General features: G+C 54.4%; 25 protein-coding genes. 19 read left to right on the top strand and 6 right to left on the bottom strand.

Annotated features, from left to right (window positions below; translation table 11 throughout):
- Positions 1-28 precede the first annotated feature (28 nt).
- Genes rseA through rseC form a run of 3 tightly spaced genes read left to right on the top strand, consistent with a single transcriptional unit; the run spans position 29 to position 2,150 of the window.
- Entirely contained in the window at positions 29-676 is a 648-nt protein-coding gene (gene rseA / locus J9880_RS02930; RefSeq protein ID WP_095924882.1) for an anti-sigma-E factor RseA, read from the top strand.
- Positions 676-1,626, top strand: coding sequence for a sigma-E factor regulatory protein RseB (gene rseB / locus J9880_RS02925; protein ID WP_095924883.1), 951 nt, complete (start codon positions 676-678; stop codon positions 1,624-1,626). The genes rseA and rseB overlap by 1 nt, the downstream gene beginning before the upstream one ends.
- 47 nt (positions 1,627-1,673) lie before the next feature.
- Positions 1,674-2,150, top strand: coding sequence for a SoxR-reducing system protein RseC (rseC, locus tag J9880_RS02920; protein ID WP_095924884.1), 477 nt, complete (start codon positions 1,674-1,676; stop codon positions 2,148-2,150).
- A gap of 58 nt (positions 2,151-2,208) precedes the next feature.
- Here rseC and J9880_RS02915 read toward each other — a convergent pair whose 3' ends face one another.
- Positions 2,209-3,027, bottom strand: coding sequence for a DUF6585 family protein (locus J9880_RS02915; RefSeq protein ID WP_095924885.1), 819 nt, complete (start codon positions 3,025-3,027; stop codon positions 2,209-2,211).
- Between the two features lie 424 nt (positions 3,028-3,451).
- On the opposite strand from J9880_RS02915, the gene lepA reads away from it, so the two are divergent.
- From lepA to acpS, 7 genes are all read left to right on the top strand, one after another.
- Positions 3,452-5,251 carry a translation elongation factor 4 gene (lepA, locus tag J9880_RS02910; protein ID WP_095924886.1) on the top strand — a complete coding sequence of 600 codons (1,800 nt, stop codon included), beginning with the start codon at positions 3,452-3,454 and terminating at the stop codon, positions 5,249-5,251.
- Positions 5,252-5,279: 28 nt separating this feature from the next.
- A complete protein-coding gene (gene lepB / locus J9880_RS02905) occupies positions 5,280-6,257 on the top strand; it encodes a signal peptidase I (protein WP_095924887.1) in 978 nt (325 codons plus the stop codon).
- 211 nt (positions 6,258-6,468) lie between these two features.
- The gene (gene rnc / locus J9880_RS02900; RefSeq protein WP_015698392.1) at positions 6,469-7,149 is read left to right on the top strand and encodes a ribonuclease III; all 681 of its coding nucleotides are present in this window, start codon (positions 6,469-6,471) and stop codon (positions 7,147-7,149) included.
- On the top strand, positions 7,146-8,051 hold the full coding sequence (gene era, locus J9880_RS02895) for a GTPase Era (protein ID WP_095924888.1): 906 nt from the start codon (positions 7,146-7,148) through the stop codon (positions 8,049-8,051). The genes rnc and era overlap by 4 nt, the downstream gene beginning before the upstream one ends.
- 11 nt (positions 8,052-8,062) lie before the next feature.
- On the top strand, positions 8,063-8,800 hold the full coding sequence (gene recO / locus J9880_RS02890) for a DNA repair protein RecO (RefSeq protein WP_095924889.1): 738 nt from the start codon (positions 8,063-8,065) through the stop codon (positions 8,798-8,800).
- Between the two features lie 104 nt (positions 8,801-8,904).
- Positions 8,905-9,636, top strand: coding sequence for a pyridoxine 5'-phosphate synthase (gene pdxJ / locus J9880_RS02885; protein ID WP_095924890.1), 732 nt, complete (start codon positions 8,905-8,907; stop codon positions 9,634-9,636).
- Positions 9,636-10,016, top strand: coding sequence for a holo-ACP synthase (gene acpS / locus J9880_RS02880; protein WP_095924891.1), 381 nt, complete (start codon positions 9,636-9,638; stop codon positions 10,014-10,016). The genes pdxJ and acpS overlap by 1 nt, the downstream gene beginning before the upstream one ends.
- Before the next feature lie 33 nt (positions 10,017-10,049).
- On the opposite strand, the gene J9880_RS02875 is transcribed toward acpS, so the two are convergent.
- Entirely contained in the window at positions 10,050-10,304 is a 255-nt protein-coding gene (locus J9880_RS02875; RefSeq protein ID WP_095924892.1) for a YfhL family 4Fe-4S dicluster ferredoxin, read from the bottom strand.
- A 102-nt stretch (positions 10,305-10,406) separates the two neighbouring features.
- On the bottom strand, positions 10,407-11,255 hold the full coding sequence (locus J9880_RS02870) for a MurR/RpiR family transcriptional regulator (RefSeq protein WP_095924893.1): 849 nt from the start codon (positions 11,253-11,255) through the stop codon (positions 10,407-10,409).
- Positions 11,256-11,397: 142 nt separating this feature from the next.
- On the opposite strand from J9880_RS02870, the gene murQ reads away from it, so the two are divergent.
- The 4 genes from murQ to tadA are packed head-to-tail and all read left to right on the top strand — an operon-like array spanning position 11,398 to position 14,950.
- Positions 11,398-12,303: an N-acetylmuramic acid 6-phosphate etherase gene (murQ, locus tag J9880_RS02865; protein WP_119826836.1), complete on the top strand. Its 906-nt coding sequence runs from the start codon at positions 11,398-11,400 to the stop codon at positions 12,301-12,303.
- A 28-nt stretch (positions 12,304-12,331) separates the two neighbouring features.
- On the top strand, positions 12,332-13,702 hold the full coding sequence (locus J9880_RS02860; protein ID WP_095925289.1) for a PTS transporter subunit EIIC: 1,371 nt from the start codon (positions 12,332-12,334) through the stop codon (positions 13,700-13,702).
- A gap of 4 nt (positions 13,703-13,706) precedes the next feature.
- Positions 13,707-14,345, top strand: a complete 639-nt coding sequence (gene yfhb, locus J9880_RS02855) for a phosphatidylglycerophosphatase C (RefSeq protein WP_095924895.1) — start codon at positions 13,707-13,709, stop codon at positions 14,343-14,345.
- 41 nt (positions 14,346-14,386) lie between these two features.
- Positions 14,387-14,950, top strand: a complete 564-nt coding sequence (gene tadA / locus J9880_RS02850) for a tRNA adenosine(34) deaminase TadA (RefSeq protein WP_232770050.1) — start codon at positions 14,387-14,389, stop codon at positions 14,948-14,950.
- Between the two features lie 12 nt (positions 14,951-14,962).
- Here the strand turns inward: tadA and mltF are convergent, their stop codons facing one another.
- The gene (gene mltF / locus J9880_RS02845; protein WP_232770049.1) at positions 14,963-16,423 is read right to left on the bottom strand and encodes a membrane-bound lytic murein transglycosylase MltF; all 1,461 of its coding nucleotides are present in this window, start codon (positions 16,421-16,423) and stop codon (positions 14,963-14,965) included.
- A 275-nt stretch (positions 16,424-16,698) separates the two neighbouring features.
- On the opposite strand from mltF, the gene purL reads away from it, so the two are divergent.
- The 5 genes from purL to J9880_RS02820 all read left to right on the top strand — a co-directional run bounded on the left by purL (position 16,699) and on the right by J9880_RS02820 (position 24,864).
- Entirely contained in the window at positions 16,699-20,592 is a 3,894-nt protein-coding gene (gene purL / locus J9880_RS02840; RefSeq protein ID WP_195817011.1) for a phosphoribosylformylglycinamidine synthase, read from the top strand.
- Positions 20,593-20,845: 253 nt separating this feature from the next.
- Entirely contained in the window at positions 20,846-21,457 is a 612-nt protein-coding gene (gene pagP / locus J9880_RS02835; RefSeq protein WP_095924898.1) for a lipid IV(A) palmitoyltransferase PagP, read from the top strand.
- A gap of 150 nt (positions 21,458-21,607) precedes the next feature.
- Positions 21,608-22,909, top strand: coding sequence for a bifunctional glucose-1-phosphatase/inositol phosphatase (gene agp, locus J9880_RS02830; RefSeq protein WP_232770048.1), 1,302 nt, complete (start codon positions 21,608-21,610; stop codon positions 22,907-22,909).
- Positions 22,910-23,010: 101 nt separating this feature from the next.
- Positions 23,011-24,018, top strand: coding sequence for a fatty acid desaturase (locus J9880_RS02825; RefSeq protein WP_232770047.1), 1,008 nt, complete (start codon positions 23,011-23,013; stop codon positions 24,016-24,018).
- A gap of 12 nt (positions 24,019-24,030) precedes the next feature.
- Positions 24,031-24,864 carry a phosphate/phosphite/phosphonate ABC transporter substrate-binding protein gene (locus J9880_RS02820; protein WP_232770046.1) on the top strand — a complete coding sequence of 278 codons (834 nt, stop codon included), beginning with the start codon at positions 24,031-24,033 and terminating at the stop codon, positions 24,862-24,864.
- Here J9880_RS02820 and sseA read toward each other — a convergent pair.
- A complete protein-coding gene (gene sseA, locus J9880_RS02815; protein WP_232770045.1) occupies positions 24,833-25,678 on the bottom strand; it encodes a 3-mercaptopyruvate sulfurtransferase in 846 nt (281 codons plus the stop codon). The genes J9880_RS02820 and sseA overlap by 32 nt on opposite strands.
- A 34-nt stretch (positions 25,679-25,712) precedes the next feature.
- Positions 25,713-26,261, bottom strand: coding sequence for a GNAT family N-acetyltransferase (locus J9880_RS02810; RefSeq protein ID WP_232770044.1), 549 nt, complete (start codon positions 26,259-26,261; stop codon positions 25,713-25,715).

The following is a 26,261-nucleotide window of genomic DNA, read 5'->3' as shown; positions in this document are numbered from 1 at the left end:
ATGACGGACACAGGAAGGGTACTTAGGCATGCAGAAAGAAAAGCTTTCCGCTCTGATGGATGGTGAAGCCATTGATTCTGAACTGTTAAGTTCTTTATCAACCGATCCTAAGCTTCAGCAAGACTGGCAGAGTTATCATTTGATCCGCGATACCTTACGCGGTGATATTGGGAATGTGGTGCATCTGGATATCGCAGACCGTGTGGCCGCAGCGCTGGCAAATGAGCCGGTTAAACTGGTTCCGGGTTCAGCCACTGAATCACAACCTCAGCCTCATACCTGGCAAAAAATGCCTTTCTGGCAGAAGGTGCGCCCGTGGGCGAGCCAGCTGACTCAGGTTGGTGTTGCAGCCTGTGTTTCTCTGGCGGTGATTGTCGGTGTTCAGCACTACAATCAGCCTGATGCGACAGGCGCTTCTCCGGAAACCCCTGCATTTAATACCTTGCCTATGATGGGTAAAGCGTCTCCGGTGAGCTTCGGCGTACCGAATGAAGGCAATACCGCCAGCGGGCAACAAAACGTGCAAGAGCAACGCAAGCGCATTAACGCGATGTTGCAGGATTACGAATTGCAGCGTCGCTTGCATTCAGAGCAGCTTCAACTCGAACCGATTACTCCTCAGCAAGCCGCTGTTCAGGTCCCTGGTACACAGTCTTTAGGAACGCAAACGCAGTAATGAAGCAATTTTGGTTTGCCGTTTGTTTAGCAACGGGCAGCCTGCTTACTCCAAGTATCGCCTCGGCAGATCCCACTTCCGAGGCGTTACTGCAAGAGATGGGCAAGGCCAGTCAGACGCTGAATTATGAAATGGGTTTTATCAACATCACGAAGCAAGGGATTGATTCCTTCCGCTTTCGTCATGCCGTTTCCAATCAAGCCTCACTCGCTCAACTGGTTCTGATGGATGGACCGCGCCGTGAAATTGTCCAGCGCGGAAAAGATATCAGCTACTTTGAGACCGGGTTGCAGCCTTTTACGCTGGATGGCGATCACATCGTTGATTCCCTGCCTTCCATTGTGTTCAGTGATTTCTCTCTTCTGACAAAATACTACGATTTTATCGCCGTAGGGCGCGCGCGTGCCGCCGATCGTCTGAGCCAGGTGATCCGTGTTGTTTCGCGTGATGGTACGCGATTCAGCTATGTTATCTGGGTTGATGAAGAGACGAAGTTACCTATGCGCGTGGATTTGCTGGATCGCGATGGCGAAACACTGGAGCAGTTCCGGGTCATCAGTTTTGATGACGGGAAACAGGCGCTTACCTCGCTTGCTGATCTCGAAAAAGCCAATCTGCCACCTGTGCTTTCTTTACCCGCTTCCGAGCAGGTGAAGTTTGGCTGGCAGGTGAAATGGCTGCCGGCTGGGGTGACCGAAGTCGCCAGCAGTCGCCGAACCTTGCCAAATATGCCAGTCACGATAGAATCACGGTTGTACACTGACGGATTGTTCAGCTTCTCTGTCAATATCAGTGCCACAACTAACGGCCCTTCTGAGCAACTTATCAGGCAAGGGCGCAGAACGGTGCAGACTGAAATACGTAACGGCAACGAAATTACTGTTGTGGGCGAATTGCCGCCTTCAACCGCCAAGCGTATCGCAGAGAGCATTGTTTTCGCAGCGAAATAGCATTACTCACAACGACTGTCTCAGCGAAAGAAATACAGGGTGATCACATGATGAAAGAATGGGCCACGGTTGTGTCGTGGCAAGATGGTATTGCGACTCTGCGTTGTGAAACGCAGGCTGGTTGCAGTAGCTGCCATTCCCGTTCAGGTTGTGGTGCCCGCGTATTGAACGAGCTGGGGCCGCAGACCGAACATAATCTCCAGGTCAGCATCAACGAACCTCTTGCACCGGGTCAGAAAGTTGAACTGGGGATACAGGAAGGCAGCCTGCTGCGTTCAGCATTTCTGGTTTACATGACGCCGTTATTCGGTGTGATCGCGGGCGGCGGAATACTGCAGGCACTGCTGAAAGCAGACATGTACGCAGTGATTGGTGCCGTGCTGGGTGGTGGATTAGGTTTTCTGATTGCCAAAGCACTGGCGGCGAAAGTGGACGGAAAGGCCGGATATCAACCTGTCATCTTACAGGTCGGATTACCTCCCGATGCCTTCCGGTACGCCTCAGACAGCAAACTTCCTTCCTGATATTTCTCAAACCGCAACATGCCAATGTGCTACCGTGTTTCTGAAACCGGTGGCATTTTTAGTTTCTGACCGGTATCCGGTTCTGGATCATATGTTCGATCAGCGCGATGAAGAGATCTGCGCTTGAGAGTGACGTATAAGCCACAGAAAACAGGATACGACCATGCTTGTCCAGCAGCCTGATCAGCGGACTGTTACTGCCGCCACTAATAAACTGGATATCCTCAACAGGCACAGTTTTGCCTTCATCCGTAGTCAGCATCAGGGCGCTCAGACGGATCCTTTTTTCATGTCCGGCCAGCAGGTTGGCACCGATAAACCGTTTCAAACCGCAATGTGAGTTGTCGAGTTTAGTAAATAAAATATCCCCACCTTGCGCCAGGGTATTTAATGCCCATGGGCCGCGGAACATTAGCTGTTCGTTCTTAATCACCTCGATCAGTCTTTCAGAATTGGCGATGTCAGGCGTGATGCGATGCCAGACTTTGCTATTTTCCTCACGGAACGTCATGGTATTTAAAATACGTCGCGTGTATTTCCCGGTTCTGAAACGATATATATCCATAATCCGTTCAAAAGGGATGAAACGGTTTTTTTGATCCGTCTGGCTTATAACTAAAATACCGTTTTCATGAAGCTGATAGAATTGATTTGGCCTGATAATACGCCGCAGCATGATGAGAACCACACCAAGTGCAATACTGAGCAGAGCAGACAGAATCACGCTGTGCAGCCCTTCTGCGGTATGGCCAAAAGCCAGCAGGAATGCAATTTGCACCGCGCCGCCAATCAGTAAAAGTACCGACAGGACCAGAGTGATCCAAGAGTTGGCTTTGGCAAAGCCATGCTGACTGAGCAGCCGCCCTTCATTGATCATATTGATAACCTTGTGACCGGATTGAATTAAAAAGAAAAAAAGATATTTAAGGAAGAAGTTTAATGAGAGCTTTATGAGTGTGAAATTATGTAATTTCTTTTATAACAATATATTAAGATTCAGAGTCGCTTTCTGTAAATGGGTATTTTCCTAAAACGGAGCGGGGGAAGCCCACACATAAAATACTTTCCTGATGTCCCGAAAAGGGGCGACGGCACGCACCGATGATGAAAACAAATGAAAACGGAAGGATTTCGTCTCGTGAAAGCTCGCATAATCTGGAGTTAGCATCTGCCGAGACTAGGTTTTCACGGTGCTGGCATGTAGAATGCTGCGACTTAGGCGAAAGACAGCCAACCTACAAACCGTCGCTGTATGTTCATGGCGAATGATTCAGAAATACCAAGGTAGAAAAACTTTTATAATGAAGCATATACGAAATTTCTCCATTATTGCCCACATTGACCACGGTAAGTCGACGCTGTCAGACCGTATTATTCAAATTTGCGGCGGTTTATCCGACCGTGAAATGGAAGCGCAGGTCCTCGATTCAATGGATCTGGAACGTGAGCGCGGCATCACGATCAAAGCGCAAAGCGTTACGCTCGATTACAAAGCTAAAGATGGTCAGGTTTACCATCTCAACTTTATCGATACGCCGGGTCACGTCGACTTCTCCTATGAAGTTTCCCGTTCTCTCGCAGCTTGTGAAGGCGCGTTGCTGGTCGTGGATGCGGGTCAGGGCGTAGAAGCACAGACGCTGGCGAACTGCTATACCGCGATGGAAATGGATCTGGAAGTCGTTCCGGTTCTGAACAAAATCGACCTGCCTGCCGCCGATCCTGATCGCGCTGCGCAGGAAATCGAAGACATCGTGGGTATTGATGCGACGGATGCCGTTCGCTGTTCCGCGAAAACTGGTGTCGGTGTGCCTGAAGTCCTCGAGCGCCTGGTGCGTGATGTGCCACCGCCGGAAGGTGATCCCGAAGCCCCGCTTCAGGCATTGATCATCGACTCCTGGTTCGATAACTATCTTGGCGTGGTTTCTCTGGTGCGTATCAAAAACGGTACCATGAGAAAGGGCGACAAAATTAAAGTGATGAGTACCGGACAGGTGTATAACGCCGATCGTCTGGGTATTTTCACGCCTAAACGTGTCGATCGCGATATCCTGAACTGCGGCGAAGTAGGCTGGCTGGTTTGTGCGATTAAAGACATTCTGGGCGCACCGGTCGGCGATACGCTGACGTTAGCGCGTCAGCCAGCTGAAAAAGCGTTGCCTGGCTTTAAGAAAGTTAAACCACAGGTCTACGCCGGCTTGTTCCCGGTCAGCTCTGATGACTATGAAAACTTCCGTGATGCATTAGGCAAACTGAGCCTTAACGATGCTTCCCTGTTCTACGAACCAGAAAGTTCTACTGCGCTGGGCTTCGGCTTCCGTTGTGGCTTCCTGGGTCTGTTGCACATGGAAATCATTCAGGAACGTCTGGAACGTGAATACGATCTGGATCTGATCACCACGGCGCCAACGGTAGTGTATGAAGTGCTGACGACGGGGAATGAAACCATCTATGTCGACAGCCCGTCCAAACTGCCAGCCCTGAACAACATTCTGGAACTGCGCGAACCGATCGCTGAGTGTCATATGCTGATGCCGCAGGAATACCTCGGCAGCGTGATCACCCTGTGTATTGAGAAGCGTGGCGTTCAGACCAACATGGTTTATCACGGTAACCAGGTTGCGCTGACGTATGAAATTCCAATGGCGGAAGTGGTGCTCGATTTCTTCGACCGTCTGAAGTCAACCTCGCGCGGTTATGCGTCGCTTGATTACAATTTCAAACGTTTTCAGGCTTCTGACATGGTGCGTGTTGATGTTCTAATCAACGGTGACCGTGTGGATGCATTGGCGCTGATCACTCACCGTGGCAATTCACAGTTCCGTGGACGCCAGCTGGTTGAGAAGATGCAGGAACTGATCCCGCGTCAGCAGTTCGACATTGCTATTCAGGCGGCAATTGGTGCTCACATCATTGCCCGTTCCACTGTGAAGCAATTGCGTAAAAACGTTCTCGCCAAATGTTATGGCGGCGACGTCAGCCGTAAGAAGAAACTCTTGCAGAAACAGAAAGATGGTAAGAAGCGCATGAAACAAGTGGGTAACGTCGAGTTACCACAGGAAGCGTTCCTGGCCATTCTTCACGTGGGCAAAGACAGCAAGTAAATCCTTAATTGAGTCGTAGGGAGTATGCATGGCTAACATGTTTGCCCTGATTCTGGCGGTTGCAACGCTGGTGTCAGGGATTATCTGGTGCCTTGATCGTTTCAAGCTGGCACCTGCACGCCGGGCGAAAATTGCCAAAATTAAGGCTGAAACGGGCGGCGCCGTTGACGATTCAACACTGAGTAAAGTGGCAAAGCAGCCGGGCTGGGTGGAAACCTGTGCATCGGTATTCCCGGTATTGTTAGTCGTGTTTGTGGTGCGTTCATTTATTTATGAACCTTTCCAGATCCCGTCCGGCTCCATGATGCCAACCTTGCTGATTGGCGATTTCATCGTGGTTGAGAAATATGCTTATGGCCTGAAAGATCCTATTACTCAGACCAAGCTGATCCCAACGGGTGAGCCTAAGCGCGGCGATGTGGTGGTATTTAAATATCCCCTGAATCCGAGCGTGGACTATATTAAACGTCTGGTCGGCTTGCCCGGTGACCGCGTGACGTACGATCCGTTCAGCAAACAGGTCACGGTTCAGCCAGCCTGTGAGAGCGGTAAAAATTGCAATACGGCTTTAGCGGTGACGTATGACACCGGTGTGGCCAGCGATTTCGTGCAGACGTTTGGTCAGTCTACCGGTGGTGAAGCCAGCAGCGGTTTCTTTGAAACGCCACCAACCAGCAATGTGCCGCAGGACGGTGTCCGTCTGGTTCAGCGCAATGAAACATTGGGCAACGTGACACACCGTATTCTGACGGTACCGGGTGCGCGTGACCAACTGGGTGCTTATTATCAGCAACCGGGTCAGCCGCTGGGAACATGGGTCGTGCCAGCAGGGCACTATTTCATGATGGGCGATAACCGTGATAACAGCGCTGACAGCCGTTATTGGGGCTTTGTTCCGGAACAGAATTTAGTCGGTAAAGCCTCTGCTATCTGGATGAGCTTTAAAAAACAGGAAGGTGAATGGCCTACCGGTGTTCGTTTAAGCCGTATCGGTGGAATTCATTAATTTAATGGTGGCTATTAGCGCAGCATTATATTTCCACTCGTTGTAGAATATCCTTTCGGGCGATAAAAGTTGGCTCCCCTGATTTTAAATCTAAATTTAAAACGCACAGAGGGAGCCACTGCAAACGAAACAGCTTTGGATTGGCTTAGGGCGAAGCAGGCCTGTTCCGTATGCTGAAGTTTTTGACGCATTCTTGATCTATTGGTAACTCATGAATCCCATCGTAATAAACAGGCTTCAGCGGAAGCTGGGCTACACTTTTCAACAGCAGGAGCTTTTATTGCAGGCACTGACTCACCGCAGCGCAAGCAGTAAACACAATGAGCGTTTAGAGTTCCTGGGTGACTCAATTCTTAGTTATGTCATTGCTAACGCGCTGTACCATCGTTTTCCTCGCGTCGACGAGGGCGATATGAGTCGTATGCGTGCCACCCTGGTACGTGGAAATACGTTAGCTGAAATGGCACGTGAATTCGATCTCGGCGAATGTTTACGCTTAGGGCCGGGCGAATTGAAAAGTGGTGGTTTCCGCCGCGAGTCGATTCTTGCGGATACGGTGGAGGCACTCATTGGCGGCGTGTTCCTGGACAGTGATATCCAGACCGTCGAAAAGCTGATTCTCGATTGGTACCGTAGTCGTTTGGACGAAATCAGTCCCGGTGATAAGCAGAAAGACCCAAAAACCCGTTTACAGGAGTTTTTGCAAGGTCGTCATCTGCCGTTGCCTTCTTATCTGGTTGTGCAGGTTCGCGGTGAAGCGCACGATCAGGAGTTTACCATCCACTGCCAGGTCAGTGGCTTGAGCCAGCCGGTTGTAGGAACCGGTTCAAGTCGCCGTAAAGCCGAGCAGGCGGCAGCGGAACAAGCGCTGATACAGCTGGAGCTTGAATGAGCGAAGAAAAGAATTACTGTGGTTTTGTTGCAATCGTCGGCCGACCTAACGTCGGCAAATCGACCTTGCTGAATGAATTATTGGGGCAAAAAATCTCCATTACTTCCCGCAAACCACAAACCACGCGTCACCGCATCATGGGTATCCATACCGAAGGGCCTTACCAGGCCATCTATGTGGACACCCCGGGGCTGCACATTGAAGAAAAACGTGCCATTAACCGCCTGATGAACCGTGCTGCAAGCAGCTCGATTGGTGATGTTGAACTGGTGATCTTCGTGGTCGAAGGCACCCACTGGACTGCCGATGACGAAATGGTGGTCAACAAACTGCGTGATTTGAAATCACCGGTTCTGCTGGCGATCAATAAGATTGATAACGTCACCGACAAGTCTAAATTATTGCCACATCTGCAATTCCTGAGTGAGCAGATGAACTTCGTGGATATCGTGCCTATTTCTGCAGAGAAAGGGACTAACGTCGATACCATCGCGGCACTGGTGCGTAAGCGTCTGCCGGAAGCGGTTCATCACTTCCCGGAAGATTACATCACTGACCGTTCACAACGCTTTATGGCCTCAGAAATCATCCGTGAAAAACTGATGCGTTTCCTGGGCGAAGAGTTGCCGTATTCCGTGACAGTTGAAATCGAACGCTTTGTCAGCAATGAACGCGGCGGTTACGACATCAATGGCCTGATTCTGGTAGAACGTGAAGGCCAGAAGAAAATGGTTATCGGTAACAAAGGCTCTAAAATCAAGACGATTGGCATTGAAGCCCGCCAGGACATGGAAAACATGTTCGAAGCGAAAGTCCATCTTGAGTTGTGGGTTAAGGTTAAATCCGGCTGGGCAGACGACGAACGTGCGCTGCGCAGTCTGGGTTATGTAGACGACTTATAAGGTCCGCGCCTATGGAAGGCTGGCAACGCGCATTTGTTTTGCATGGGCGACCTTACAGTGAAACCAGCCTGATGCTGGATTTATTCACTGAGGGACAAGGGCGGGTACGCATACTGGCTAAAGGTGCGCGTGGCCGCCGGTCCAATCTGAAAGGCTGCCTGCAGCCTTTTACGCCTTTACTGGTTCGCTGGAGCGGGCGGGGAGAAGTGAAAACCCTGCGCAATGCCGAACCTGTCTCTCTCGCCCTTCCTCTGTCGGGTCTGATGCTTTACAGCGGCCTGTACGTCAACGAACTCGTTTCCCGGGTTCTTGAGCAGGAAGCGAATTACTCTTCCCTGTTCTTCGATTACCTCAATTGTCTGCAAAATCTGGCGGGTGCCAGCGGCTCTCCGGAGTATGCGTTGCGCCAGTTCGAGCTTTCTTTGTTGCATCATCTGGGCTATGGCGTGGATTTTCTGCATTGCGCGGGCAGCGGTGAAGAAGTCAGCGACACCATGACTTACCGGTACCGTGAAGAAAAAGGCTTTATCGCCAGTCTGGTGATTGATAATTCCAGCTTTACGGGGCGGGATTTAAAAGCGCTGGCCAGCCGTGATTTTCCGGATGTTGCGACGTTGCGCGCCGCAAAACGTTTTACCCGCATGGCGCTGAAACCTTACCTTGGCGGCAAGCCCCTGAAAAGCCGCGAACTGTTCCGCCAGTTTCAGGTTAAAAAGCCTGTTTCACCTTCTGACAATTCTTCCAGCTAATTCAGACTCCGGGCTACACGCTGCCACTCTCAAGGGTGTAAACTGCAGAAATTAGCGTTGTTGTTCCATTCATAAATCAATTCATTCTTAAATCTGGAGCTGTTATGGCTGAGTTGCTGTTGGGCGTTAACATTGATCACATTGCGACACTGCGTAATGCACGCGGTACGGCTTATCCTGATCCGGTTCAGGCAGCATTTATCGCTGAACAGGCAGGTGCCGATGGGATCACCGTCCATCTGCGTGAAGACCGCCGTCATATCACCGATCGCGATGTGCGCCTTCTGCGTCAGACTATCCAAACCCGTATGAATCTCGAGATGGCCGTCACCGATGAAATGGTGGGGATTGCCTGCGAAATCCTGCCACATTTCTGCTGTCTGGTGCCGGAAAAACGTGAAGAAGTGACCACCGAAGGCGGTCTGGATGTTGCCGGTCAGCTGGATAAAATGACGGTGGCAGTTTCCCGTCTCAGCGAAGCCGGTATTCTGGTGTCTTTGTTTATCGATCCTGATTTGCGTCAGATCGATGCCGCGGTGGCCGTTGGCGCACCTTACATTGAGATCCACACCGGTGCCTATGCCGAAGCGCAAACGGATCTTGAGCGTCAGGCGGAGCTGGAGCGTATCAAACAGGGCGCGGCTTACGCAGCGGGTAAGGGCCTGAAAGTGAATGCGGGCCACGGCCTGACTTACCACAACGTTCAGCCGATCGCGGCCTTGCCGGAAATGCATGAGCTGAATATCGGCCACGCCATTATTGGTCAGGCAGTGATCGACGGATTATCAGGTGCAGTGCGTGAAATGAAAAACCTGATGCGGGAAGCGCGCCGGTAATGAGCATTTTAGGTTTAGGTACGGATATCGTAGAAATTTCCCGTATCCAGGCAGTGATTGAACGCAGTGGTGACCGCCTGGCCCGGCGTATTTTGTGCGCCAGTGAATGGGCGGTTTATCAGCAGCATCAGCAGCCGGTACGTTTTCTGGCGAAGCGGTTTGCCGTTAAGGAAGCCGCCGCAAAAGCGCTGGGAACCGGTATCCGCAACGGGCTGGCGTTTGAGCAATTCGAAGTGGTCAATGATGTGCTGGGCAAGCCGGGGCTGGTTTTTCATGCCCGCGCGGCAGAAATGGCGGCACAGATGGGCGTGAAATCAGTGCATGTCACATTGGCCGATGAGCGCCGTTATGCCTGCGCCACAGTGATTATCGAAAACTAATACCCTTCATCCTTCACAATGCATCACGTGCCCTTACACGGCGTGATGCAACACCACAAACTTATCCCAAAGCTGTTCGTTAGTTTCGGTGTGTTGCGGATTGATGATGATGGTATTGTCGATCGGACAGACGCTCTGACAGGTCGGTTTATCGTAATGGCCGACACATTCCGTACAACGATCGCTGTCGATTTCGTAAATCTCATTACCCATCGAGATCGCCTGATTCGGACACTCCGGTTCGCACATATCGCAATTAATGCATTTGTGTGTGATCAGCAGGGCCATGGCGTTTTCTCGTATCGTTCAGTCATCAGGGCGCGCAGTATAGCAGAATTGCGCTGGCGTAGGTTCTGCTCCTGCGCCTTTCCGCCTGCCAAATGATCCTGATCAAACCAGCTTTTTCACCAGTTCTTCGCTATGGCGGATGCGCTCCGGTGCGTGTGCTGTATCTTGCTGAACCAGCGCCACAAACAGTAAATCGGTCAGGGAGTATTGTGCCGTGGTGGCTGAAAGCGCCGCGCCGCGGGTCGCCGGTAATTCTGCCACGGTGTATAAACAGTGGTCGGCCTGTTGCTGCAACGGGTTAGGCGAAAAGCCGGTGATCGCCAGCACTTTCGCGCCGCTTTCCCGCGCTACCCGTGCCGCCAGATTGATCTCACTGCGCTCTCCGCTGAAAGAAATCGCCAGCAATAAATCCTCTTTTGACAGGGCCTGCGCAGTCGCCACCAGCACATGCGTATCTGATTCGGCGATTGCCGTGACCCCGATTTTCAGCAACTTATACGCCAGATCTCTCGCCACCAGTCCCGACGCGCCAATCCCGGTGAGGATAATTTTCCGGGCATCCGTCAGCATCGACAACGCAATTTGCAGGCGGGGTTCGCTGTTGATATCGAGGGTGGCGCGCAATGCCGATTGCTTTTCTGTCAGCAGTTTTTCGCCCACCACATGCAGGCTGTCGGTGCTTAAAATCTGATTATGGACGGTAACCGGCTCGCTGTGTTCGGCTGAGGCCAGCGATTCGCTCATGGCCAGTTTCAGCGCGGGGAAGCCTTTATAACCGAGTTTCTGGGCAAACTTCACCACGCCAGACTGACTGACGCCGGCCATCTCAGCCAGCTTTTGCGAACTCATATGACGGGCTTTTTCCGGCTGAGCCAGTAAAAAATCAGCCAGTTTACGGTCATTTTGCGCCAGTGTCGGATATAGCTGGCGGATACGGATCATACAACTCATGGTGGGTTATCCCGGCGTCTCTGAATACTTACATCACGTTTTACGGATTATGTTATCTAAAATAGCAAATATTCCTCGCATTGATGAATAATATATTCAAATATTGTGTAATAAATTTGAATTAAAAATTCAGGAGAGAAACATGAACACAACCCTCAATCTCGGTGCGCTGGTTTCAGAAAGCCGCAATCCGGACACGATGAATCTCGATGAAATGTCCACGCTGGAACTGGTGGCCTGCTTCAACCGTGAAGACCGCAAAGTGCCGGAAGCCATCAGCCTTGTTCTGCCACAGATTGCGCAGTCCATCGATAAAGCCGCAGCGTCATTTCAGGCTGGCGGACGACTGATTTATCTTGGTGCTGGCACCAGTGGCCGTCTTGGCGTTCTTGATGCGTCAGAATGCCCGCCAACATTTGGTGTTCCGCACGGCATGGTGGTTGGCCTGATTGCCGGCGGGCCAGGCGCGTTGCTCAAAGCGGTGGAAGGCGCGGAAGACAGCGAATCGCTGGGTGTGGAGGATTTAAAGAATCTCAACCTCAGCGCAAAAGATACCGTGGTCGGGCTGGCGGCCAGCGGCCGGACGCCTTACGTGATCGGCGCCCTGCGCTACGCCAGCGGACTGGGTTGCGCCACGGTGGCGATTTCCTGTAATCCGGATTCGCCGATTGCCCGCGAAGCGGCTATCGCCATTTCACCTGTGGTCGGGCCGGAGGCGCTGACCGGCTCCACCCGCCTGAAATCCGGCACTGCGCAGAAACTGGTTTTGAACATGATTTCAACCGGTGCGATGGTCAAAAGTGGCAAGGTTTACCAGAACCTGATGGTGGACGTGAAAGCCACCAACGTGAAGCTGGTCGATCGTGCCTCCCGCATTGTGGTCGAGGCCACGGGCGCGGCGCGCAGTGATGCCGAAGCGGCACTTTCTCAGACTGATTTTGAAGTGAAACCGGCCATTCTGATGCTGCTGGCGGGCATTGATGCCGGACAGGCAAAAACGCGACTGGCGAAACACCACGGATTCCTGCGCGCCGCACTGGCGGATTAACCTCAAGGAGTTGAGCATGGCGATGGCAATGGATAAAACGCAGCGGCTGGCTTCGCAGATTTTGCTGGGGGTCGGCGGCGAGGGCAATATCAGCAAGCTGGAAAACTGCATGACCCGCGTGCGCGTGGAAGTGCGCGACGATGAACGGCTGGATCTGGCCAGCCTGAAAACGCTGGAAGGCATCAAAGGGTACCTGAAGCAGGGCGAACAGCATCAGTTTATTGTCGGGCCGGGTGCGGCGGCAAAAGTGGTGGATGCGATGCGTCTGTTGCTGAGTCCGGCCGGAGCGGTCAGCGGGGCGGGTGAAAACGAGATCGCCCGCAACAAAGCCAGCGCCAAAGCAAAATACTCTGCCCCGATGAGCGGGGCGCTGCGCAAACTGGCTGACGTCTTTATTCCGCTGATCCCAGCCTTTATCGCTTCCGGGCTGATTATGGGCATTATCAATCTGCTCAAACGGCCTGATATCGCCGGTTCCATTGCCCTTGATTACCCCAATATCCTCGGCCTGCTGGCGATTTTTGGCGGGGCGGTTTTTGCCATCATGAACATTCTGGTCGGCGTGAATGCGGCGCGGGTTTTCGGCGGCTCACAGGCGATGGGTGGCGTGATGGCGGGAATTCTCTCCAGCCCTGCGCTGGCGCAAATCACCCTGTTTGGCGAAGCGTTACAGCCCGGTCGTGGCGGGGTGATCGCGGTATTGCTGGTGGTCGCCCTGATGTGCTGGCTGGAGAAAAGATTGCGCCAGTGGCTGCCGGAATCGGTCGAACTGATCCTCAATCCGCTGATCACCACGTTGATCACCGCCACGCTGGCGATTGTGATCCTGCAACCCATCGGCGGTTACATTTCGGATGGCATTGCTCACGGCGTCAATATTGCTATCGATAAAGGCGGATTACTGGTGGGCGCGGTGCTGGCCGGGGCGTTCCTGCCGCTGGTGCTGTCAGGCCTGCATCAGGGGCTGGTGCCGATCCACGTTGAACTGATCCAGGCGCACGGCTCCAACCCGCTGCTGCCGATTTTAGCCATGGCCGGTGTCGGACAGGTGGGGGCGGCGATCGCGGTGTACATGAAAACCCGCAACGCACGGCTGAAAAAAGTGATCAAAGGGGCGCTGCCGGTGGGGATTTTAGGCATCGGCGAGCCGCTGATATTCGGTGTTACGCTGCCACTCGGTCGTCCTTTTATTGGTGCATGTTTGGGCGGAGCCGTCGGCGGTGCGCTAATCTGTTACTGGAAAGTCGCGACTGTCATCACATTCGGCATTTCCGGCCTGCCGCTGGCACTGACCATTATTTCCGGCAAGGTGATGTTGTATCTGATCGGTTTAGTCATTACGGTAATAGCAGGTTTTATTTTTACCTGGTTGATGGGGTTCAACGATCCCGAGGAGTAACGGATTGAGTACGAAGCCTGATCGACGGGTGGTCTTTTTTGATCTCGATGGCACGCTGCACCAGCAGGATATGTTCGGCAGCTTTCTGCGGTTTTTGCTCAGACGCATGCCGCAGAATCTGATCCTCGTAGTGCCGGTTCTGCCGCTGGTGGGGATAGGATTGTTTATCCACGGACGCGCCGCGCGCTGGCCGATGAGCCTGTTACTGTGGTCGATTACCTTCGGTCACAGTGAGGCACGGCTGAAGGCGCTGGAGCTGCAATTTGTCACTGCGTTTCGTGAGAAAGTGGTGGAGTTTCCGGTGGTGCAGCGCAGGCTGCGGGAATATCTCGACAGCGATGATACACAAGTGTGGCTGATCACCGGCTCACCGGAAAATCTGGTGCAGCAGGTATACAACACCTCTCTGTTTTTACCGCAGGTTCGTCTGGTCGGCAGCCGGATTGCGCGCGGTAAAGGCGGCTGGGTGTTGCCATTGCGTTGTCTGGGAGAAGAAAAGGTCGCCCAGCTGGAAAGCCGTATCGGTTCACCGCTTAAACTGTACAGCGGTTACAGCGACAGCAAACAGGACAACCCGCTGCTGTTCTTCTGTGAGCATCGTTTCCGCGTCAGTAAACAGGGCGAGTTACAGCAACTGGAATAACGGCCAGCGCAAAATTCAGATAACATGTCTGCCGGTAAAAAATGATTGAGGTTGAAGTGGCAGAGGCTGAGTTGGCAGTAATGAATGACGATGAACACTGGATGCGGTACGCCATGACGCTGGCGCTGAAAGCGCAGGAAGAGGGCGAAGTGCCGGTCGGCGCGGTGCTGGTTTTAGACAATCAGGTGATTGGCGAAGGCTGGAACCGGTCTATCGGCCATCATGATCCGACGGCGCATGCGGAAATTATGGCATTGCGTCAGGGCGGAAGTGCCGTGCAAAACTATCGTCTGCTCGATGCCACGCTGTATATCACGCTGGAGCCTTGCGTTATGTGTGCCGGGGCGATGGTTCACAGCCGGATCCGCCGCGTGGTGTATGGCGCGGCAGATGCCAAAACCGGCGCTGCCGGTTCCCTGATGGATATCCTGCGTCATCCGGGCATGAATCATCAGATCGACATCACCGCTGGCGTGCTTGCGCAAGAATGTTCGGAACAGCTGAGCGCCTTCTTCCGTTTTCGCCGCAGCCAGAAAAAAGCCCTCAGACAGGCCGAACGTGCGGCGCAGGCCGCGCAACCAACCGACGATAAATCTCAGGAATAAACCGCACCGGCCTTACTGCGCCAGTGCTTCCTGCGGAGCCACGGCCGGATAGCCCTGACCCAGTTGCGCCTGTAACGCGGCTTTCTGCGCCTGTTGCTTCTCTTTTTCCATCAGGTATCCCACCAGACTCAGCTGATAGCGGCGGATATTTTCCACGTAGTTATACGCCTGTGTGCCGCGCGCATACCCGTACGTCGTGCGGCTGAAGAAGCGTTTCTGGTTCAGCATCGGCAGGCGCTGTTTCACATCGGCCCAGCTGTCCGGATTGGCTTTTTGCTGTGCCGTCAGTTTACGGGCATCGAGCATATGTCCGTACCCCATGTTATAGGCCGCCAGCGCAAACCAGATCCGTTCATCCTGCGGAATCGTCTCCGGCATTTTCGCCATCAGATGCGACAGATATTGTGCGCCCCCGCGGATACTCTGCTCGGCATCGGTGCGGTCATCCACATCAAGCCCTCCCGCCGTTGCCCGGGTCAGCATCATGATCCCGCGCACGCCGGTCGGCGATTTGGCCTGCGGATCCCAGTGAGATTCCTGATAGGCGATGGCCGCCAGCAGACGCCAGTCGATGTCCTGCGCATACTTCTCAAACAGCGGTTGCAGGTCCGGCAGCGTACTGTCGATGGCTTTGAGGAATGTCCGCGTATCGACGTAATCAAAATCACCGACGTGACCGAGATATTTCTCCTCGAGTTTTTCCAGCGTACCGTCTTCTGAAATCTGGCTGAAGAAGTCGAGCATGGCGGCAGACAGGCTGTCGTCATCCGGCACCTTGCGGTAATACCAGGTCACCGGCTCGTCTTCCGTCGCATCAAAAGCGACAGCCAGACGCGGATAAACGCGCTGCATCAGCGCGATGGTCACCGAGTCACCCAGTGTGTAATCCAGCTTGCCGGTTTCCACCTGTTGCAGCAGGTCACGCGGTGACATATTGTCGGTGGTCGTCCAGGTCAGGTCCGGGTATTTGCTTTTGGCCGCTTCCAGTGTCGGGATGTGTGCCGTACCCGCCGATACCATCAGCGAGCCTTTCACATCCGCGAAACTCTTCGGACGCGGGGCACCCTGCCGGTAAACCAGTTGCTGAGAGATGGAATAATATTCAGGCCCGGCACGGTAGTTTTTCAGCCGCTCATTGTTGTAGACCAGACCCGACGCCAGTAAATCGGCTTTATTTTGATCGAGACTGTCAAACATGGCGTCAACCGTGGTGTGCTGCGTGACGACCAGCTGCACGCCCAGATAATCTGCAAAGCGTTTAGCCAGTTCGTAATCGAAGCCGAGATTGCCTTCCGGGGAGTCCATAAAAGTCAGTGGAGAATTGAGCGTGCTGACGCGCAATTCTCCACGGGATTTTATTTGATCCAGCAGGTCGCCTTCACCTCTGTGCCACGGGACGGCTGGCCATAAGGCCAGTGCCAGCAACAGGGCGGCGATCCCCATCAGAACATAATTAATTTTTAGTCGCGTCAAATAGTTATCTCGCTGCGGCGCTCTTGTTTTTTTACGCTATGCTGTGCAGTTTGTATGGTTATATCCCCAGTGCTGACGCATTTTGCTCAACAAAACGGCAGTCTGCAACTTTATTCATGATACCCGTAAGATATGTGGGCCTATAAATGAATATCAAGTTTCACTACGCAAACGGTTTCGTCGGACGCCGGCTTTCTTTATAATAGCCCGCGTTTTCCCCCTGTTGCGCCCAATGAAGCACTGTGGTCAGTGTCTTCGAAGACGAGAGATCTGTGATTATGGAAATACTGCGTGGTTCGCCCGCTTTGTCGGCTTTTCGCATTAACAAATTATTGTCACGTTGTCAGGAAGCCCGCCTTCCGGTCAGCGATATCTACGCCGAATATGTACACTTTGCCGATGTCAGCGCGCCGCTGAATTCGGACGAACAAACCAAGTTACAACGCCTCCTGAAATACGGTCCTTCTCTCGCTGAACACGCTCCTTCTGGTCGTTTACTGCTGGTCACTCCGCGCCCCGGCACCATTTCTCCCTGGTCTTCCAAAGCTACCGACATCGCGCACAACTGCGGTTTGTCGCAGGTTCTGCGTCTTGAGCGCGGTCTGGCCTTTTATGTACAGGCACCGCAACTGACCGAAGCACAGTGGAACGAACTGGGCGCGTTGCTGCATGACCGCATGATGGAAACCGTCTTCACTCAGCCTGAAGATGCCAGCGCGCTGTTCGCGCAGCATCAGCCTGCGCCGGTGCAGCATGTGGATATCCTGGGCGTTGGCCGTGGCGCACTGGAAGCCGCCAACATCAAATTAGGTCTGGCGCTGGCGCAGGACGAAATTGATTACCTGATGGAAGCCTTTACGTCGTTGGGGCGCAACCCGACTGACATCGAACTCTACATGTTCGCACAGGCCAACTCGGAACACTGCCGTCATAAAATCTTCAACGCAGACTGGATTATCGACGGCGAAACGCAGCCGAAATCCCTGTTCAAGATGATCAAAAACACCTTCGAACAGACCCCTGATCACGTGCTGTCGGCGTATAAAGATAACGCCGCCGTGATGGAAGGTTCGCAGGTCGGCCGTTTCTACGCCGATGCGAAAGACGGTCTGTACGATTTCCATCAGGAGCAGGCGCATATCCTGATGAAGGTTGAAACCCATAACCACCCGACGGCGATCTCTCCGTGGCCGGGCGCGGCAACGGGTTCCGGTGGTGAAATCCGTGACGAAGGCGCAACCGGTCGCGGTGCAAAACCAAAAGCCGGTCTGGTCGGTTTCTCTGTGTCCAACCTGCGTATTCCGGGCTTTGAACAGCCGTGGGAAGAAGATTTCGGTAAACCGGATCGTATCGTCACCGCGCTGGATATCATGACCGACGGCCCGCTGGGCGGCGCGGCATTTAACAACGAATTTGGTCGTCCGGCGCTGCTGGGCTACTTCCGGACTTACGAAGAAAACGTTAACAGCCACAACGGCCCTGAGCTGCGCGGTTACCACAAACCGATCATGCTGGCGGGCGGTATCGGCAACATCCGCGCGGATCACGTGCAGAAAGGCGAAATCACCGTGGGCGCGAAACTGATCGTGCTCGGCGGCCCGGCGATGAATATCGGTCTGGGCGGCGGCGCGGCATCTTCCATGGCATCCGGTCAGTCGGATGCGGATCTGGATTTTGCTTCCGTACAGCGCGACAACCCGGAAATGGAACGTCGCTGTCAGGAAGTGATCGACCGTTGCTGGCAACTTGGCGAAGCCAACCCGATCCTGTTCATCCATGACGTCGGTGCAGGCGGTTTATCCAACGCCATGCCGGAACTGGTCAGCGATGGCAACCGTGGCGGCCGTTTCCAGTTGCGTGACATCCTCAACGACGAGCCGGGCATGAGCCCGCTGGAAGTCTGGTGTAACGAATCGCAGGAACGTTACGTACTGGCGGTGTCTCCGGCACAGCTGGAACAGTTCGATGCGATTTGCCAGCGTGAACGCGCACCTTACGCGGTCATCGGTGAAGCGACGGAAGAAATGCATCTGTCTCTGGAAGACAGCCATTTCGATAACCAGCCGATTGATATGCCGCTGGACGTGCTGCTGGGCAAAACGCCAAAAATGACCCGCGACGTCACCACGCTTAAAGCCAAAGGCGACGAGCTGAATGCGGAAAACATTCAGATTACCGAAGCGGTGAAACGCGTTCTGCATCTGCCTGCAGTGGCTGAGAAAACCTTCCTGATCACCATCGGCGACCGTACCGTCACCGGTATGGTGGCTCGTGACCAGATGGTCGGTCCGTGGCAGATCCCGGTTGCTGACTGCGCGGTCACTACCGCCAGCCTCGACAGCTATCACGGCGAAGCCATGTCTCTGGGCGAACGCGCCCCGGTGGCCTTGCTGGACTTCGCGGCGTCCGGCCGCATGGCGGTGGGCGAAGCACTGACTAACCTCGCTGCCGTTGAAATTGGCAGCCTGAAACGCGTCAAACTTTCTGCAAACTGGATGTCGGCGGCCGGTCACCCGGGCGAAGATGCCGGTTTATATGCGGCGGTTAAAGCGGTGGGCGAAGAACTTTGTCCGGCGCTGGGTATCACCATTCCGGTGGGCAAAGACTCGATGTCGATGAAAACCCGCTGGCAGGAAGGTAACGAACAACGCGAGATGACTTCTCCGCTGTCGCTGGTGATCACCGCCTTTGCCCGTGTCGAAGACGTGCGCCACACCGTGACGCCGCAATTGCGCACCGACAAAGGCGACACCGCGCTGTTGCTGGTCGACCTGGGTGCCGGTCATAACGCGCTGGGCGCAACCGCGCTGGCGCAGGTCTACCGTCAGCTCGGCAACACGCCTGCCGACGTGCGCAGTGCTGAGCAACTGGGTGGCTTCTTCAACGCCATGCAGGCGCTGGTGTCTGAGCAGAAATTGCTGGCCTACCATGACCGTTCCGACGGCGGTTTGCTGGTGACACTGGCGGAAATGGCCTTTGCCGGACATTGCGGCCTGACCGCAGATATCGCGGCGCTGGGCAACGATTCGCTGGCCGCGCTGTTCAACGAAGAACTGGGTGCCGTGATTCAGGTGCGTGCGTCTGACCGCGAAGCCGTTGAGAAAACGCTGGCCGACTTTGGTCTGGCGGACTGCACGCATTACCTCGGCAGTGTGGAAACCGGCGATCGCTTCATCATCACTTCCGGCAGCAAACCGGTGTACAGCGAAAGCCGTACCACGCTGCGCACCTGGTGGGCAGAAACCACCTGGCAGATGCAGCGTCTGCGCGATAACCCTGAGTGTGCCGATCAGGAACATCAGGCGAAAACTCAGGATCTTGACCCGGGTCTGAACGTCAAACTGACATTCGCACCGGATGAGGACGTGGCTGCGCCGTACATCGCCAAAGGTGCGCGTCCGAAAGTCGCTGTGCTGCGTGAGCAGGGCGTCAACTCCCACGTGGAAATGGCGGCCGCCTTCCACCGTGCCGGTTTTGATGCGGTTGACGTGCACATGAGTGACCTGCTGGCCGGTCGCCGCGATTTGCAGGATTTCCACACGCTGGTGGCGTGCGGCGGATTCTCTTACGGTGACGTGCTGGGCGCGGGCGAAGGCTGGGCGAAATCGGTTCTGTTCAACGACCGCGTGCGTGAAGAGTTCGAAGAATTCTTCCACCGTCCGCAAACACTGGCGCTGGGCGTGTGTAACGGCTGTCAGATGATGTCGAACCTGAAAGAGCTGATCCCGGGCGCAGAACACTGGCCGCGCTTTGTGCGTAACCTGTCTGACCGCTTTGAAGCGCGCTTCAGTCTGGTGGAAGTGACCGCCAGCCCGTCGATGTTTATGCAGGGGATGGCCGGTTCACGGATGCCCATCGCGGTGTCTCATGGCGAAGGCCATGTGGAAGTGCGTGATGCGGCACATCTGGCGCAAATCGAACACAGCAATCTGGTGGCGCTGCGTTTCGTGGACAACAACGGTCAGGCGACAGAAAACTATCCGGCGAACCCGAACGGTTCACCGAACGGCATCACGGCGGTCACTAACCTGTCAGGCCGTGTCACCGTGATGATGCCGCACCCTGAACGTGTCTTCCGTACTGTCAGCAACTCCTGGCATCCGGAAGAGTGGGGCGAAGACAGCCCGTGGATGCGCATGTTCCGTAACGCGCGTAAACAGCTTGGCTGATGCGTAAACGGAACCGGTAATAAAAATCCGCAGTGCGAAAGCCTGCGGATTTTTTTATGGCGCTGACTTATTTCTTACGAACTGTTCATATTTTGTCTTATTTATCCTGCTAGGAAAACTCCCATAATAAAACCCTCAATGCCTGATATTTCAGGCAATTAAACCCATTCTGACTGCTGTTCTTCTGTTGTTTAATTATTTCCTGGCCGGGGTTAGGTATAATAAAACCTTACGTCAGGGAGTTATTTAAAAGATGTCTTATAAAAAATTAATCAGGGATTTTAGCCTTACTGTTTCCATGGCTTTTTGTGTTCCGGCTTTTGCGGCCAGCAACGGAGATAATCCCGTCAGCGATCCCAACAAGGTACATAAAGAATCGATCATTCCCGGTATCTGGTCGTCGTTCACAGAGAAGGTGTCCACCACCTGGAATGAACCACAGTCGCAGGATCTGTATTTGCCGGTGATCACCTGGCATAACCGTTTTACCTACGATAAAGAGAAAACCGACAAATATAACGAACGTCCGTGGGGCGGGGGTTACGGTATTTCCCGATACGATGAAAAAGGTAACTGGAACGGCATTTATTTTATGGCGTTTAAAGATTCCCATAATAAATGGGAACCTATCGGGGGTTATGGCTGGGAAAAAATATGGACGCCTGCGCAGGATAAGAATTTTCGCTTAGGGTTGGGATATACCGCGGCCGTGACAGCGCGTGACGACTATAAATATATTCCGATCCCGATTGTCTTACCGCTGGCGTCCGTCGGATACGATCGTCTGACATTTCAGGCGACCTACATTCCCGGCACCTATAACAACGGTAACGTGTTCTTCGCGTGGCTGCGCTTCCGGTTCTGAGTGAGTTAACGCCTTTATGGGGAGAGGTTGTGAAGCTGATCCCCCACTTCTGCTGAATAATCCACTATGCTGAAAATTCACCGGACGAATCAATCTGTTGGCGCGTCCGGTGCTTTCTTATTACAGGGAATCAACAGAAGAGGATCACTCGTGAAAAAAGCATCCCGTTTTCTTGTGCTGTCTGCACTTGCCTGCGCATTACCGCTTGCCATGCCTGCCGCTCAGGCGGCGCATTCCGACAATTTAGAACTGCAACAGGTGCTGGTGCTCAGTCGCCACGGCATCCGTGCGCCGCTGGTCAACTATGGCGATGTGCTCGCCGAATCCACCACGCACACCTGGCCGGTATGGAAAACTGAAGGCGGATTGCTGACGCCAAAAGGTGGCCAGATTTCCGAACATATGGGGCATTATTTCCGTGCCTGGCTGGCGAAAGATAACCTGCTGCCTGCGGCGGAGTGTCCGGATAAAAATCAGGTGTTTACCTACGCCAACAGCCTGCCGCGTACCATCGATACCGCGAAGCATTTCAGCACCGGTGCTTTCCCCGGCTGTGATGTCGCTGTGATCAATCGCGTTGAAATCGGCAAAATGGATCCGGTCTTCAACCCGATTATCACCGCCGACGTGAACGACAGTTTTAAAACCAGTGCGCTGAACTCAGTGAATCAGCACGCCGGGCAGGGCGGTCTTGATGGCCTGAATCAGCGTCTCAAGCCAAACTATGCGTTGCTCGAAAATATCCTCGATTACAAAAACAGCAAAATCTGCAAAGAGAAACAACAGTGCGATCTGGCGTCTCAGCCTTCGGACGTGGTGCTGACGCAGGGCAAAGAGCCGGGCATTACCGGTCCGTTGCGGATGGCGACCGGTGCGACCGATGCGTTCATGTTGCAGTATTACGAAGGTTTCCCGATGAAGGACGTCGCCTGGGGGCAAATCAGCACGCCTGACCAGTGGACCAAACTTGAAACCATCAAGAACCTGTATCACGAAACGCTGTTCGGCTCACCGGCTATCGCAGCGAATGCCGCGAAACCCTTGCTGACATTTATCGCCGGCGCGCTTGATGCTCAGCCTGCCACGTCAGACGATCAGAAAGCCGCGCAACAGGCAAAACTGGCGGTGCTGGTCGGGCATGATTCGAACATCGCTTCATTGCTCGCGGCGCTGAAAACCCGCGATTACCAGTTGCCGGGGCAGTATGAACGTACGCCGATCAGCGGCACGGTGGTCTTCCAGCGCTGGCACGATAAGAAAGCCAATAAAGATTTGATGAAAATCGAATACGTCTATCCGACGGCGCATCAGATCCGCAACAACGTGGCCCTGAGCCTGAAAAATCCGCCGGAGCGTGTCACCCTGCAAATTGAAGGCTGCACCGTTGATAAACAGGGCTTCTGCCCGATGGAGCAGTTCACTCAGGCCGTGCAAAAGGATCTGCAAGGCTGAGTCGCTTAGCCGCTGACTGGCAATAGATAGTGTTTTAAGTTAGTTAGCGGCGGTCCCCGGCTGCCCGATAATGTGCCAAAGGTTTCTGACTCTGGCACATTATGGCGTCCTCTTCGTTTTACCTCAGCGCCCGCCAGCGGGCCGACATTGCAGCCCGTCGCCGCAGCCTCGGGTGGCGGCTGGAAATCCCCACCTGGTTATTGATTGCCTCGGTTTATGGCGGCTGGTTTGCCGGTGTGTTCTTCTGGCGCGATCTGGGTCCGTGGCTCGGCACGCCGTGGCTTATCTGGTTCACCACCTGGTATATGTCGCTGCAACACGAATTAATCCACGGCCATCCGACCCGCAAACCCTGGCTTAATCAGCTGCTCGGAACGCTGCCGCTGGCGGTCTGGTATCCCTACGGTTTATACCGCGACACCCATTTGCAGCATCACCGTAACGAGCATCTGACGCTGCCGGGCGATGATCCTGAAGCCTATTATTTCAGCCGTGCCCGCTGGGAAACCCTGTCACCTGCGATGAAGACGGCGGTACGCCTGCGCAATACCTTGCCCGGAAGAATGCTGACCGGTCCGCTGCTGGATATACTCAGTACGCTGACCGGCGCGCTGCTGGCTGTTTTACGCGGCGAATGGCGCACCGTCAGTATGTGGCTGGTGCACGGCGCACTGCTGGCGATGTTGCTCGGCTGGATGGCGCAGCGCGGATTATCGCCGCTGTATTTTATTCTGGCGGTGAGTTATCCGGCGCTCAGCCTGACCAAAGTCCGCTCCTTCTTCGAGCACCGCGCCGAACGCCTGCCACAGGCGAGATCGACCCTCAATGAAGCCGGTGTTGTCTGGCGGTTGCTGTTCCTCAACCTGAATTATCATCTGGTCCATCATGATTTACCCGGCGTGCCCTGGTATGCACTGCGACAGGTGTATGTCGCCGATCGCGAGGTCTATATTCAGCGCAGTGACGGGTTTGTGGTGAAAGGATACCGGCAGTGGTTCCGCGATCACACGCGGGTGCCTGTTGACGTCGAAGCGCATCCGTTTGCCACCGGCACAACAGCGGCGCAACCCGCGCGCAGCGACTATGATTATCAGCAGGAAACCCCCTGACGGAGTGGCCAGATGATGCTGATGTCTTTGCCGATGTATGCGATTTCTCCGCCGGATGTCGAGGCTTTCGCCGATATTTTGCGCCAAAAACTGAAAGATGCTGGCCTGAATGCCGTGCCGGATGCGCTGAGCTGGCCGCAGGATTTACTCCATCACTGGCAGACACCGGATCTGCTGCTCAGCCAGACCTGCGGTTATCCGCTGGTGGAAAGTCTGCCGCAGGTTCAGCTGGTGGGGACATTCAGCTACCGTGCGCCGGGCTGTGACGGATTCCGTTACCGCAGCTTTTTGCTGGCGCGGGAAGAAGATGCCAGTCTGCATCTGGCCGGTTTTCGTCAGCGTCGTCTGGCGTTTAACAGCACGGATTCGCAATCGGGTTACAACAGTTTGCGGGCGCTGGTCGCGCCTCTGGCGGTGGACGGACGCTTTTTCTCGCAGGTCACCGCCACCGGCAGTCACCGTGGATCCCTGCGCTACGTTCAGCAAAACCTTGCCGATCTGGCGGCGATAGATTGTGTAACGCTGGAACTCCTCCGCCGCACGGAACCGCAGGCGCTGGAAGGACTGGCGGTGATCGGACAAACCGCAGCCGTACCGGGTTTACCGCTGATTACGTCGGCGAAGACATCGCCTGAGGATTTGGCTGTTTTGCGGCAGGCATTGCGTGAGACGGCGCATGATCCGGTCAGCGCGTGTTTGCTGATCGAAGAGTTCACTGTGGTGCCGAGGCCGGCTTACAGCGTGATCAGTCAGATGAAAAACATGGCGCTGGCGTTTGGCGTCAGCGAACTGACGCCATTACCGCAACCAGAAATCAGTGGGTTTCAATCGGGAAGTCTTCGTTAACATCGCCCCATTCGGCCCATGAACCGTCATACAACATCACGTCTTTCACCCCCAGAGAATCCAGGCCGAAAGCCAGCGCGGCCGCCGTCACACCGGAGCCGCAACTGGTGATCACCGGTTTGTTCAGATCCACGCCCAGACCTTCGAACGTCGCTTTCAGTGCCTGCGGCGATTTCAGGTGTCCGTCCTGCGTCAGTTCGGTAAAAGGTACGCTCAGGCTGCCCGGAATATGGCCGCCATGCAGCCCCGGACGCGGTTCCGGCGCTTCGGCTTTAAAGCGTGCCAGCGAGCGGGCATCGATAATCTGTACCTTGCCGAGGGCGTTTTTCACTTCTTCGGCGCTGACCACCACCGGGCGCACCAGTTTTGCATTAAACGTCGACGGCACGCGGGTGTGCTCACCGCTTTGTGTCGGTTTGTCTTCCGCTATCCACGCATTCAGCCCGCCATCCAGCACGCGCACGCTTTTCGCGCCGAAACTGGTCAGCATCCACCACACACGCGGGGCGGAGAACAAATCACCTTCATCGTAAAGCACGATGGTTTGCGTGTCGGCCACACCCAGACGACTCATCGATGCGGCGAATTCTTCCTCCGTCGGCATCATATGCGGCAGGCCGGTGCTGCAGTCGGAAATGCTGTCGACTTCCACATAGATCGCGTTGGGAATGTGCGCTTCGAGATATTTGCCATGAAAATCCACCGGCGGCGTAATGCCCGGTTTGGATTTACGGCAATCGATAATGACCACGTCCGGTGAATTCAGATTCTTCGCCAGCCAGTCGGTAGATACGGTATGGGTAGAAAAAGTCATGTTCTGTTGCCTTATCTTTTTTGTGGAGCCAGCCTCAGAGATCGCCCGGGATCAGGGAATACATCCAGGCATCACGCGGCTGACCGTGATAATAAAGCCGGTTACGGTGCAGACCTTCGGATATCGCGCCGGTTTTTTCGGCCACCCGGCGGCTGCGGTCATTGCCATCCATCACCACGATTTCCAGACGGGTCAGTTCCAGCGCGGTAAATGCAAAACGTGCCGCGGTTCTGGCCGCCAGTGTCGCCAGTCCGCGGCCGGTATAACCGGTGCGGATCCAGTAACCGAGGTTGGCGAACTTATACTCCGGCGTGATGCGGTTGATGCCCACGCTGCCAATCAGATTTCCGCTGGCACGCTCAAACAGACAGAAATTAAACTCTGCGCCGCGATGGCGTTTTTGCTCGCAGCCAGCCAGATATTTCCGGCTGTCTTCCAGCGAGTATTTATCCGAACACCAGGATTCCCACGCGCCGATATCCTTCACGGATGCCTGAACGGCGGCAAAATGCGTGATGGCTTCAAGCTCGGTCGCGACGCGGATCTCGAACTCTTCATCCTGATAAATCTGGCGTGTCATCAT

The organism is Rahnella victoriana (assembly GCF_021276285.1).
Lineage (GTDB): Bacteria > Pseudomonadota > Gammaproteobacteria > Enterobacterales > Enterobacteriaceae > Rahnella > Rahnella victoriana.
Note: the sequence above shows the minus strand (reverse complement) of the source record. Positions and strands in the feature narration are given on the sequence as shown.